Genomic DNA, 12,019 nt, shown 5'->3' with positions numbered 1-12,019 from the left:
CGTAAGGCTCCTTTTTCTTCCATATCGCCCATCAGGCGTTTTTCAATACTTCGCTAACGATTTCAACGGCTTCTTTCTCAATCTGCTTGCGATGTTCTTCCCCCAGGAAGCTTTCGCAATAGATCTTGTAAGCGTCTTCCGTACCGGATGGACGCGCGGCGAACCAGCCGTTATCGGTCATTACCTTCAGGCCGCCAATCGATGCGCCATTACCCGGCGCTGCGGTAAGACGCGCGGTGATCGGGTCGCCTGCCAGCGTGCTGGCGCTGACCATTTCCGGAGACAGTTTAGACAATGCCGCTTTCTGCGCGGAGGTCGCGCTCGCCTGCAGACGGTTATAGCTCGGCGCGCCAAAACGCGCTGCCAGTTCATTGTAATGCTCTTGCGGGTTTTTCCCGGTAACGGCGGTGATTTCCGCCGCCAGCAGGCACATGATGATACCGTCTTTATCGGTAGACCACGGCGTACCGTCGAAACGCAGGAACGAAGCGCCCGCGCTCTCTTCCCCGCCGAAACCAAAGCTGCCGTCGAACAAACCGTCAACAAACCATTTGAAGCCAACCGGCACTTCTACCAGCTTGCGTCCCAAGTCATTCACCACGCGGTCAATCATCGCGGAAGAGACCAGCGTTTTACCGACAGCCACGTCTTTGCCCCACAGCGGACGATGCTGGAACAGATAGTTAATGGCGACCGCCAGATAATGGTTCGGGTTCATCAGCCCTGCAGGCGTCACGATGCCATGACGGTCGTAGTCCGGGTCGTTGGCGAAGGCCAGGTCAAACTTGTCACGCAGCGCCAGCAAACCCGCCATCGCGCATTCGGAGGAGCAATCCATACGGATCGCGCCATCTTTATCAAGGTGCATAAAGCGGAAGGTTTGATCAACCTGATCGTTGACTAACGTCAGGTTAAGTTTGTAATGCTCAGCGATACGTTTCCAGTATTCAATACCGGAGCCGCCCAGCGGATCGACACCCAGCGTCAGACCGGCTTTCTGAATCGCCGCCATATCAACGATATCCGCCAGCCCTTCGACAAATGGCTGTACCAGATCTACCGCTTTAACGTGGCCCGAGGCCATTGCCGCATCCAGAGAGATGCGCTTAACGCCTTGCAGGCCATCCGCCAGCAGCGCATTGGCGCGATCTTCTACCACTTTAGTGACGTTGGTGTCCGCCGGGCCGCCATTGGGCGGATTATATTTAATACCGCCATCTTCCGGCGGGTTGTGCGACGGCGTAATGACAATACCATCAGCCAGCGGGCCGCCTTTTTTGTTATGGACCAGGATAGCATTTGACACGGCAGGCGTTGGCGTGAAGCCATTATTTTCCTGCACGATAACGTCTACGCCGTTTGCCGCCAGCACTTCCAGCACGGAAATGAAGGCCGGTTCCGAGAGCGCATGGGTGTCTTTCCCCACATAGCAGGGGCCGGTAATGCCATTTTTCGCCCGCTCTTCAGCAATCGCCTGGGCGATCGCCAGAATATGCGGTTCGTTGAAACTGTGACGACCTGCGCTGCCGCGATGGCCGGAAGTGCCAAATTTCACGGCATGTTCTGCATTCCCTGCCTCCGGTTTCAGTACATAATACTGCGCCGTCAGTTGGGCGACGTTAATCAAATCACTCTGTTGCGCGGGTTGTCCTGCGCGGTTGTGGATTGCCATTGCCTGGTCCTTCTAATGCAAGGATTAAATTGTTCCGCAAACCTTTTCAATCAATTCCGCCGGGAATTGCATTGACTGCATGATGTGTTCGATCATGCTGCATTTACGGCCGGTGTTGGTGTTGGTGATCACCCAGTACGGCGTGCCGGGAACGTGCTTAGGTTTAGTTTGATTCCCATTTTTCAGCAGCGTTTGTTCATCCGCCGCAAAATAGACGCGCGTGCGGCCATGCAACGACTCCGTCGCCTCCGCAAACGCGTGGTGATCCAGTGAATAGAGTGTAGTCAGAATCAGCATAAAGCGGTTGACCGCTTTTTTCTGCTCGGCATATTCGTCAGACAACAACAGCTCACGCATCGCGCGAACTTTGTCTTTTACCGGGTTAACCGGTTTCGCTTCGGCAACGGGTTGCGCCGCAGGCGTCCCCTTCACCGCTGAAGCCGTTGGCTGTGTCGTGGCGGAAAACTTCAACATACGCCGTAAAATGTCGGATGCGCTCTCGCCGATATGCTTGGTGTGGCTGGCAATATAGCTATAGAGTTCATCATCAACTTCAATCGTTTTCATCTTAATCCAGTGCGATGTCTTTGCTGAATACAAGTCATTGGGATTATAGGAACAAATCCCAACAGCGGATAGCGTTAAGCCCGGCTGACAAAAAAACTCGGAGTAAACCTTAGAGGTTGCAGCCCAGTGGCAGAATGGTCAACATAATACCCTAACCCGACAGAGCGAAAAAAAGAACTTTGCCATGAAATTAAACATCCGAGCGCAATCTGCACAAAACCTGCACAATAATTCCCCCATCGTTCTCGTTCATGGCCTGTTTGGCAGCCTGGACAACCTCGGCGTACTGGCGCGGGATCTGGTGACCGATCACGACATTATTCAGGTCGATATGCGCAATCATGGTTTATCGCCGCGCGATCCGGTCATGGATTATCCGGCAATGGCCCAGGATCTTCTGGATACGCTTGACGCGCAGCAGATTGAAAAAGCGACGTTTATTGGTCATTCCATGGGCGGAAAAGCGGTAATGGCGCTGACGGCGCTGGCGCCCGATCGCATCGATCGTCTGGTCGCGATTGATATCGCACCCGTGGATTATCACGTTCGCCGCCACGATCGCATTTTCGCGGCCATTAACGCCGTCAGCGAATCCGACGCGACATCCCGCCAACAGGCGGCAGGGATTATGCGCCAGCACCTCAACGAAGAAGGCGTGATCCAGTTTCTGTTAAAATCCTGGGCTGAAGGCGAATGGCGTTTTAATGTTCCGGTATTATGGGAGCAGTATCCGCATATCGTCGGCTGGGAAACCATTCCGCCCTGGGAATATCCGGCGCTGTTTATTCCAGGCGGTAACTCGCCGTACGTGACCGAAGCGTACCGCGACGCGCTGCTGGCGCAATTCCCTCTGGCGCGCGCGCATGTGATCGCCGGCGCGGGCCACTGGGTACATGCCGAAAAACCAGAGGCGGTTCTGCGCGCCATCCGCCGTTATCTGCACGATAAACGCTAACTGATTAAAAACTCATCGCCTGTGCGCGATTACGCGCGCGGGCGTTGGCGTCGCTTCCTCGCTGATGTATGATGGCGCGCTATCCATCCGGGCATAAGCCTGGCTGATTGTTTCCCCCGAAGTCACCAAAATCATGGCCAAAGAACAAACGGACCGTACGACATTAGATCTGTTCGCGCACGAGCGTCGCCCGGGACGACCTAAAACGAATCCGCTTTCGCGCGATGAACAGTTACGCATCAACAAGCGCAACCAGTTAAAACGCGACAAAGTTCGTGGCCTCAAGCGTGTCGAATTAAAACTCAACGCACAAGCGGTTGACGCGCTGAATGAGCTGGCCGAAGCGCGCAACATTAGCCGCAGCGAGCTCATTGAAGAAATATTAATGAAGCAGCTTATGGCGCTGCGCGGCCAGGGTTTAGTCTGAAAATAAGTTTTGTTTCATATTTCGTGTAGCAGAGCGTGCAGTCCCGCGTGATTGCTGTTTCCGCATATCTGCCTGTTCTGCTATGATTGCCCTTATCCGTGGGCAATTCGCCACCACCATTTCAATAAGTTTCAAGAGGTTATTTTACTCATGGCAATCACTGGCATCTTTTTCGGCAGCGACACCGGTAATACCGAAAATATCGCAAAAATGATTCAAAAACAGCTTGGTAAAGACGTTGCCGATGTGCATGACATTGCAAAAAGCAGTAAAGAAGACCTGGAAGGGTATGACATTCTGCTGCTGGGCATCCCAACCTGGTACTATGGCGAAGCGCAATGTGACTGGGATGACTTCTTCCCGACTCTCGAAGAGATTGACTTTAACGGTAAGCTGGTGGCGCTGTTTGGCTGTGGCGATCAGGAAGACTACGCGGAATACTTCTGTGATGCGCTGGGCACGATTCGCGACATTATTGAGCCGCGCGGCGCCACAATTGTGGGTCACTGGCCAACCGCAGGCTATCATTTTGAAGCCTCTAAAGGTCTGGCTGACGACGATCATTTTGTCGGTCTGGCGATTGACGAAGACCGTCAGCCTGAACTGACCGCCGAGCGTGTTGAAAAATGGGTTAAGCAAGTTTCGGCTGAATTGCACCTCGACGACATCCTCAACGCCTAATCTTATGCGGCGCAGCGTTATATCTGCGCCGCATCAATAGACAAGACCAATCAAAATAATTGCTACAAATTTGTAACTTTCGCACCCATCCCTGTACAATGTCCGGGTGTAATCAGGTGGCGCCAAAATTTGCAGGCAAAACCACAGTTTTATTAATATCTGCGAGAGACTTGCGGTTTTCATTTCGGCATGGCAGTCCTATAATGATACGCATTATCTTGAGTGCAATTTCTGTCACTTCTCTAATGAAGTGAATCGTTTAGCAACAGGACAGATTCCGCATGACTGACAACAATACCGCATTAAAGAAGGCTGGCCTGAAAGTAACGCTTCCTCGTTTAAAAATTCTGGAAGTTCTTCAGGAACCAGATAACCATCACGTCAGTGCGGAAGATTTATACAAACGCCTGATCGACATGGGTGAAGAAATCGGTCTGGCAACCGTATACCGTGTGCTGAACCAGTTTGACGATGCCGGTATCGTGACCCGCCATAATTTTGAAGGCGGTAAATCCGTTTTTGAACTGACGCAACAGCATCATCACGACCATCTTATCTGCCTTGACTGCGGAAAAGTGATTGAATTTAGTGATGACTCTATTGAAGCGCGCCAGCGTGAAATTGCGGCGAAACACGGTATTCGTTTAACTAATCACAGCCTCTATCTTTACGGCCACTGCGCTGAAGGCGACTGCCGCGAAGACGAGCACGCGCACGATGACGCGACTAAATAAGTGTAAATCTTTCGAAGAGCCAACCGCCCGGTTGGCTTTTTTATATCCTCCTCTTTCCTGCCGCTTGATGTTGATTTAATGTAAAAAACGCTATCGCATCTCAGGAGAGCAGGAATGGAGCTTCGCCAGTTACGCTATTTCGTGCGTATTATTGAAACCGGCAGTATGGGCAGCGCCGCACAGGATCTTGATATTGGCGTTTCAGCCTTAAGTCAACAGATGTCCCGTCTGGAAAACGAGCTTGCTATCCGTCTGCTGCAGCGCACCTCGCGCGGCGTAACGCCAACCAACGCCGGGCTGGCCTTTTATTCACAGGCACAACTCGCCCTGCGTCATGCCGACGACGCGATTCTCGCCGCCAGAGAAGCGCGCCTTTCCGGTCATGTGAGCGTAGGAATGGCCCCCAGTACCGCCTCCATACTGGGTATACCGTTTATCCATGCCATGCAGGAAAACTATGCCGATGTCCGACTGCATGTGGTGGAAAGCTTGTCCGGTAATCTGGAAAGAATGATCAATACCCGCCAGATTGATTTAGCCGTTGTCTTTCAAAAAGATAAAATCCTGCGCTGGAGCGCCAGACCGATCCTTGAAGAACAGCTTTTTCTGATTGGCTCCCATGCCCTGCTGGCGGCGCTTCCTGATAACCCGATCACACCTGAACACCTGGCAGGCATTCCGCTCATTATGCCAAGCCAGGGACATGGGCTGCGCGGCAGGCTGGACGCTGTCTGCCAGGAACATGCGCTTAACGTTGAAATCGTCGCGGAAATTGACGGCCTGGCGTTGTTGATGCGCGCCGTGCGCGACGGTCTTGGCGCCACGTTGCAGCCCGGCGCGGCGATTTCTCATCTGGATAACGACGCGCTACGCGTGATCGGCGTCCATAATCCGGTACTCAGCCGCCCCAATTTTTTAGTCAGCCTGTCGGATGATGAACTGACGCCCGCCGGCCTTGCCGCCAGAGTAGTCCTTACCAAAGTTATGCGTCAGTTAGTCGACGCCGGTGAATGGCCAGGCGCAACCCTTTACGCTTACTAAACCCCTGTTTAGCGCTACCTGATAGCGCGCCGCTTATTTATCCGTATACATTTCAATTACAAATTTAACAAATAGTTAAATGGTACGGGAGTATAAGATGGTTGATGTACTGGTGATAGGCGGAGGCAATGCCGCATTATGCGCCGCCCTGACCGCACGGGAAGCGGGCGCATCGGTTCTGCTGCTGGAGGCTGCCCCGCGGGAATGGCGCGGCGGAAATTCTCAGCACACACGAAACCTGCGCTGTATGCATGATGCGCCGCAGGATGTGCTGGTAGAAAGCTATCCTGAAGAGGAATTCTGGCAGGATCTGTGGCGAGTCACCGACGGCAACACCAACGAGGCGCTGGCGCGGCTGGTCATTCGCACCTCTTCGCAATGCCGCGACTGGATGCGCAAACATGGCGTTAACTTTCAACCGCCACTATCTGGGGCGCTCCACGTTGCGCGCACCAATGCGTTTTTTATGGGCGGCGGGAAAGCGCTCGTCAATGCCTATTACCGTAGCGCCGAACGGCTGGGCGTACAGATTCGCTATAACACGCCGGTTCACGCGCTTGAACTTCATGACGGCGAATTCGTGGCAGCGCTGGCAGGTAGCGAACGTATTACCGCCAAAGCCTGCGTATTAGCGGCTGGCGGTTTCGAATCAAACCGTGGATGGCTGCGGGAGGCCTGGGGAGAAAACGCCCGCGGCGAATGGCCCGCGGATAATTTCCTGATTCGCGGCACGCGTTTTAACCAGGGCGTATTACTCAAATTTATGATGGATGCCGGCGCGGATATCATTGGCGATCCGTCCCAGTCGCACTGCGTAGCGATTGATGCCAGGGCGCCGCTGTACGACGGCGGTATTTGTACTCGCGTGGATTGCGTATCGCTGGGTATTGTCGTGAATCGCGACGCCGAACGTTTTTATGATGAAGGCGAAGATTTCTGGCCGAAGCGTTACGCCATTTGGGGGCGGCTGGTGGCTCAACAGCCAGGACAAATTGGCTATTCGATTATTGACAGCAAAGCCATCGGCCACTTTATGCCGCCGGTTTTTCCTGGCGCGCAGGCCAATACGCTGGCTGAGCTGGCCTGCCAGTTGGGGCTGGACGCGGAAAAATTTACCCATACCGTCACGCAGTATAACCAGGCCTGCCAACCCGGTCATTTTGATCATACCTTGCTTGATGACTGCGCTACTAAAAACCTGACGCCGGCGAAAACCCACTGGGCGCGCCCGCTTGATGCGCCGCCCTACTACGGTTATGCGCTGCGACCCGGCATCACGTTTACCTACCTGGGTCTGAAAGTCAATGAACGTGCCGCGGTGCATTTTGCCGGTCATCCAAGCCGCAACCTGTTTGTTGCCGGCGAGATGATGGCAGGAAATGTTCTGGGCAAGGGGTATACCGCAGGCGTAGGCATGTCTATCGGCACAACCTTTGGCCGCATTGCGGGAATAGAAGCCGCCCGCGCGGCGCACAAGGAGGCGCAGCATGAAACAGCTTGAAAAATTAATCATTGAGGCCACCGTGCTTACCGAACCGGAAGCCGAGGTCGAACGCGTCATGCAAGTGTGTAACGCGTGTCGCTACTGCGAAGGTTTTTGCGCGGTATTTCCGGCGATGACCCAGCGGCTCGAATTCGGTAAAGCCGATATTCATTATCTGGCGAATTTATGTCATAACTGCGGCGCCTGCCTGCACGCGTGCCAGTACGCGCCGCCCCATGAATTTGCCATTAACGTGCCGAAAGCGATGGCGCAAGCCCGCCTGGAGACATATCAACAGTATGCCCAGCCCGCCGCTTTTGGCGCGTTATACCGTCGGGCGGGGATCACCGTCGCGCTGGCGCTGATAGTCGGTCTGACGCTCTTTTTATTACTGGCGATGGCGCTGAAAGGGTCGCTGATTCATCCGCCGCTGGCCGGTGACTTCTATCAAATTTTTCCGCATAGCCTGCTGGCATGGATGTTTGGCTCAGTTTTTGTGCTGGCAATCGGTTTGCTTATGGCGGGCGTAATCCGCTTCTGGCGTGAGATCTCGCCGGGTGTACCGCGTTCGGCGGAGATTGCGGAAGCGTCGCACAATGCGTTAACGCTGAAATATCTCGACGGCGGTCACGGCAAAGGCTGTAACGAAGCGGACGATGCATTCACGCTGCTGCGCCGTCGCTTTCATCACTTTACCTTTTACGGTTTTATGCTCTGTTTTGCCGCCACGGTCGTGGCGACGGGCTATCACTACGTCGCCGGTTGGGAAGCGCCCTACCCGTTTTTTAGCCTGCCGGTCATGCTCGGCACGCTGGGCGGTATCGGTCTGCTTATCGGCCCGGCCGGGCTACTGTGGCTCAATCTGCGGCGGTCGCCGTTACATGGCGATGCGCGCCAGAAACCCATGGATCGCGGCTTTATTCTGCTGCTGTTCTTAACCAGCCTTACCGGGCTGGCGCTGCTGGCAGGCAGAGACACCAGCGGAATGGGCATACTGCTGGCGCTCCATTTAGGCGTGGTGATGGCGCTCTTTCTCACCCTTCCCTACGGAAAATTCGCCCACGGATTTTTCCGCTGCGCGGCCTTACTCAAATGGGCAGTTGAGAAGCGACGCGGAAAACATGCGGGGGATACAGGCAACTGACCCGCAACATCTTACCCATAAAACAATAAAGACAGTGGAGAGCAAACCCTATGGCACAACACACACCTGCAACATCGCGCGCCGGCACGTTCGGCGCAATACTGCGCGTGACAAGCGGCAATTTTCTTGAACAGTTTGATTTTTTCTTGTTCGGATTTTACGCCACCTATATCGCCAGAACGTTTTTTCCGGCGGAAAGCGAATTTGCCTCATTAATGTTGACCTTTGCCGTCTTTGGCTCCGGTTTTTTAATGCGCCCCGTCGGCGCGATTGTGCTTGGCGCCTATATTGACAGAATCGGACGTCGTAAAGGGCTGATGGTGACGCTGGCGATTATGGGCTGCGGTACGTTGCTCATCGCCCTCGTCCCCGGCTACCAAACGATCGGCCTGGCAGCGCCTGCGTTGGTGCTGCTGGGCCGGTTATTACAAGGATTTTCTGCGGGCGTTGAGTTAGGCGGCGTCTCGGTCTATCTGTCCGAAATCGCAACGCCAGGCAATAAAGGGTTTTATACCAGCTGGCAATCCGCCAGTCAGCAGGTCGCGATCGTTGTCGCCGCGTTGATTGGTTATAGCCTGAATATCACGCTGGGACACGACGCGATATCGGAGTGGGGCTGGCGAATTCCGTTCTTTATCGGCTGTATGATCATTCCGCTGATTTTTGTTTTACGTCGTTCATTACAAGAAACAGAAGCGTTTTTACAACGCAAGCATCGCCCCGACACCAGGGAAATTTTTGCAACTATCGCCAAAAACTGGCGCATTATTACAGCCGGAACGCTGCTGGTGGCGATGACCACCATAACGTTTTATTTTATCACCGTTTATACGCCGACCTATGGCAGAACCGTGCTTAATCTCAGCGCGCGGGACAGTTTGATCGTCACCATGTTAGTGGGGGTGTCCAATTTTATCTGGTTACCCATTGGCGGCGCGATTTCCGACCGGATTGGCCGTCGCGCCGTGTTAATGGGCATTACGTTGCTGGCGCTGATCACCACCTGGCCCGTCATGCAGTGGCTGACCGCCGCGCCCGACTTTACCCGCATGACGCTGGTACTGCTGTGGTTCTCTTTCTTTTTTGGCATGTATAACGGCGCAATGGTCGCGGCGTTAACCGAAGTGATGCCAGTCTATGTGCGTACCGTTGGTTTCTCGCTGGCCTTTAGCCTGGCGACGGCGATTTTTGGCGGCCTGACGCCGGCCATCTCTACCGCGCTGGTAAAGTTAACCGGCGATAAAAGCTCGCCCGGCTGGTGGCTGATGTGCGCGGCGTTATGTGGACTTGCCGCGACGGCGATGCTGTTTGTACGTCTGAGTCGCGGCTATATCGCGGCAGAAAATAAAGCCTGAAAAAACCACGGGCGGAAAACATTCGCCCGTGGGTGGCAAGGCAGGGTTTTATTGCACGTTATTATGGCTGCGAATTTCCTGCCAGACCTTATCGCAGTCAGCCTTGACCGCCTGATCGTTACCCGTGCGCGTCGCCTGAATGCACTGCTGATAGTCCAGTACCCGCACGCTTTCTTCGTTAGCAAATTGCTGATGTTTGCGCTCTTTTTTAAGGACATTCAGCACGCTTTGGCAGGCCTCTATCTTCTCAGGCGAGCCCTGTGCGGTATTGATACAGGCGCTGTACGCCTCTTTCAGCCGGCTATCTTCTTCCGGCGCGGGTGATGACGCGCAAGCCGTCAAACCGGCGGTCATGCTGGCGATGAGTAAAATTTTTTTCATAGGTCGTTCCTCAACAGCGCGGCAGACCGGCAGCCTGCCGCATCTGACATCAGAAAATAGTGAATGGCGCAATAACGATAAATTTCACGTCACGTTCATCCTGGAAGATGTTGCCGTAACCACCGCCCCAGCTTGGAATATTGGAGTGGTTGTCATATTCGGTGAAGTGCAGTTTGAACATGGTGCCTTTGGCACGCCCCTCCTGCAGGGTATAGACCGCATCCAGACTGTATGAGGACTCTTCGATAGTGCGGTTTTTGTCGTAGTAAGCATCCGGGTTACTTTGCCAGGTTGCCGGTTTAGCATCCCAGGCGTAAACGTAAGACGCGCCCACAGCCCAGCCCGGCAGATTCCAGTTTTTCAGGTCATACATCGCGCCGAAGAAAACCGCCTTTTCACCGTTAGCGTTAAAGTCGGAGCGGTTATCCCACCAGATATCCAGACGACCGTTTGAAGAGGCGTAGGTTGGCGTCATACGTTGCAGAAAATAGCCCTGCTGACCGTCCGCTTTCACCCAGGTGCCTTCCAGACGCAGGTCAACCACTTCCGCGACTTTGTAGCCGAAGGTCAACGCCTGCAGCCAGGCCGTACCGTCGTAAATATCATTCACGCTGCGATCGTCTACTTTGTCGCGCGCGCCGTAGAACTGGTAACTGGTAGTGAACGGATTGCCGCCTAAATCAAATTTATAGCTGGCCTTCGCGAAATATTGATCGACATAGCCTTCGGACTGACCAAACGCCGCTTCCAGCACCAGATCATTTTTGAAGTCGTACTTCGCGCCGATGGAGTGGAGATAATCTACATTGGTTTTTTTATCCGCCTGATAAAACTTATCCATTTCGGTATGCCACGGCGCTTTATATTCGTTAGTCCACATGTAGGAAAAACTTAACGCGCCCGCATCGCCATAGTCAAAACTAGCGCCGGCTTCCGCACCCTGATAAGTACCCGGCATAAAACTCCAGTGCGGCGCTAACAGCGTCTGACCGGTAGGCTGAATATAACCGGCGCGCGCCCAGACCGGGCCATATTTAAATTTCGCTGCGGCTTTATAAAGACTGATACCGCTCTTATCGCCGGAATAGTCTTCGTCGTAGCCTTTATTCTTTTTCGAGAAAGCAATTTCGTTTGGATGACCGCTGTCGCCGTTTTCTGCCATTTCAATCGCGGTAAACGCCGCGATATCCAGACCGAACATATCCGCAGCGTAGCCAGACTGAAAATCCAGGTTAGCGTTCCAGGTCGCATGAGAAAGGTTAGTTTTATATTTGTCGCCGTCGGTCACATCTTTGCGATCGCGTTCACGCTGCCAATAATAGATGCCGCCCGTTAACGTGGAGTCGTCGAAAAAGCCGGAGGCTTGCGCCTGCGGAACAACGATCCACCCCGACATTGCTGTGATACCGGCGATAGCCAGAGCCAGCGTACTACGTTTGCCACTAAACGTACGCATAAGTTAATCCTCTTTGACGTATAAATTGCTGCCGACAAAAGCGAACAGCGAAAAAATAAAAATAAAAAGTAGCGCTGAGAAACCTCATTTACTACGTTAAATAGACTATTTTTCGCGATGCGA

At 53.7% G+C, this 12,019-nt stretch carries 12 protein-coding genes and 1 pseudogene; 9 read left to right on the top strand and 4 right to left on the bottom strand.

Annotated features, from left to right (window positions below; translation table 11 throughout):
* Positions 1 to 31: 31 nt before the first annotated feature.
* Both pgm and seqA read right to left on the bottom strand, forming a co-directional pair.
* Positions 32 to 1,672, bottom strand: coding sequence for a phosphoglucomutase (alpha-D-glucose-1,6-bisphosphate-dependent) (gene pgm / locus ABVN36_RS15405; RefSeq protein ID WP_000974375.1), 1,641 nt, complete (start codon positions 1,670 to 1,672; stop codon positions 32 to 34).
* 24 nt (positions 1,673 to 1,696) lie between these two features.
* Positions 1,697 to 2,239 carry a replication initiation negative regulator SeqA gene (gene seqA, locus ABVN36_RS15400; protein WP_000848395.1) on the bottom strand — a complete coding sequence of 181 codons (543 nt, stop codon included), beginning with the start codon at positions 2,237 to 2,239 and terminating at the stop codon, positions 1,697 to 1,699.
* A 184-nt stretch (positions 2,240 to 2,423) separates the two neighbouring features.
* Between seqA and ybfF the strand changes: the two genes are divergently transcribed.
* From ybfF to tcuC, 9 genes and pseudogenes are all read left to right on the top strand, one after another.
* On the top strand, positions 2,424 to 3,194 hold the full coding sequence (ybfF, locus tag ABVN36_RS15395; RefSeq protein WP_000773249.1) for an esterase: 771 nt from the start codon (positions 2,424 to 2,426) through the stop codon (positions 3,192 to 3,194).
* A gap of 133 nt (positions 3,195 to 3,327) precedes the next feature.
* On the top strand, positions 3,328 to 3,621 hold the full coding sequence (gene ybfE / locus ABVN36_RS15390; RefSeq protein WP_001040939.1) for a LexA regulated protein: 294 nt from the start codon (positions 3,328 to 3,330) through the stop codon (positions 3,619 to 3,621).
* A 150-nt stretch (positions 3,622 to 3,771) separates the two neighbouring features.
* Complete coding sequence (gene fldA / locus ABVN36_RS15385; protein ID WP_001018621.1) at positions 3,772 to 4,302, top strand: flavodoxin FldA; 531 nt, start codon at positions 3,772 to 3,774, stop codon at positions 4,300 to 4,302.
* A gap of 203 nt (positions 4,303 to 4,505) precedes the next feature.
* Positions 4,506 to 4,591 (top strand): annotated as a pseudogene (locus ABVN36_RS15380) (ryhB-regulated fur leader peptide).
* On the top strand, positions 4,584 to 5,036 hold the full coding sequence (gene fur / locus ABVN36_RS15375; protein WP_000131699.1) for a ferric iron uptake transcriptional regulator: 453 nt from the start codon (positions 4,584 to 4,586) through the stop codon (positions 5,034 to 5,036). Before ABVN36_RS15380 ends, fur begins: the two are co-directional and overlap by 8 nt.
* Positions 5,037 to 5,150: 114 nt before the next feature.
* Complete coding sequence (tcuR, locus tag ABVN36_RS15370) at positions 5,151 to 6,077, top strand: tricarballylate utilization LysR family transcriptional regulator TcuR (RefSeq protein WP_000423365.1); 927 nt, start codon at positions 5,151 to 5,153, stop codon at positions 6,075 to 6,077.
* A 97-nt stretch (positions 6,078 to 6,174) separates the two neighbouring features.
* Positions 6,175 to 7,578, top strand: coding sequence for an FAD-dependent tricarballylate dehydrogenase TcuA (gene tcuA / locus ABVN36_RS15365; protein ID WP_023138589.1), 1,404 nt, complete (start codon positions 6,175 to 6,177; stop codon positions 7,576 to 7,578).
* Positions 7,565 to 8,704 carry a tricarballylate utilization protein TcuB gene (gene tcuB, locus ABVN36_RS15360; protein ID WP_000811134.1) on the top strand — a complete coding sequence of 380 codons (1,140 nt, stop codon included), beginning with the start codon at positions 7,565 to 7,567 and terminating at the stop codon, positions 8,702 to 8,704. The genes tcuA and tcuB overlap by 14 nt, the downstream gene beginning before the upstream one ends.
* 50 nt (positions 8,705 to 8,754) lie before the next feature.
* A complete protein-coding gene (tcuC, locus tag ABVN36_RS15355) occupies positions 8,755 to 10,059 on the top strand; it encodes a tricarballylate/proton symporter TcuC (RefSeq protein WP_023138590.1) in 1,305 nt (434 codons plus the stop codon).
* Positions 10,060 to 10,107: 48 nt separating this feature from the next.
* Here tcuC and chiQ read toward each other — a convergent pair whose 3' ends face one another.
* Both chiQ and chiP read right to left on the bottom strand, forming a co-directional pair.
* Positions 10,108 to 10,440, bottom strand: a complete 333-nt coding sequence (gene chiQ, locus ABVN36_RS15350; RefSeq protein WP_000722260.1) for a ChiQ/YbfN family lipoprotein — start codon at positions 10,438 to 10,440, stop codon at positions 10,108 to 10,110.
* A gap of 49 nt (positions 10,441 to 10,489) precedes the next feature.
* Positions 10,490 to 11,896, bottom strand: coding sequence for a chitoporin (gene chiP / locus ABVN36_RS15345; protein ID WP_001258803.1), 1,407 nt, complete (start codon positions 11,894 to 11,896; stop codon positions 10,490 to 10,492).
* Positions 11,897 to 12,019: the final 123 nt, after the last annotated feature.

Origin of the sequence: Salmonella sp. SJTUF15581 (assembly GCF_043356775.1) — a bacterium.
Taxonomy (GTDB): domain Bacteria; phylum Pseudomonadota; class Gammaproteobacteria; order Enterobacterales; family Enterobacteriaceae; genus Salmonella; species Salmonella enterica.
The sequence above is the reverse complement of the archived record's forward strand: the minus strand, read 5'-3'. Positions and strand labels throughout refer to the sequence as shown.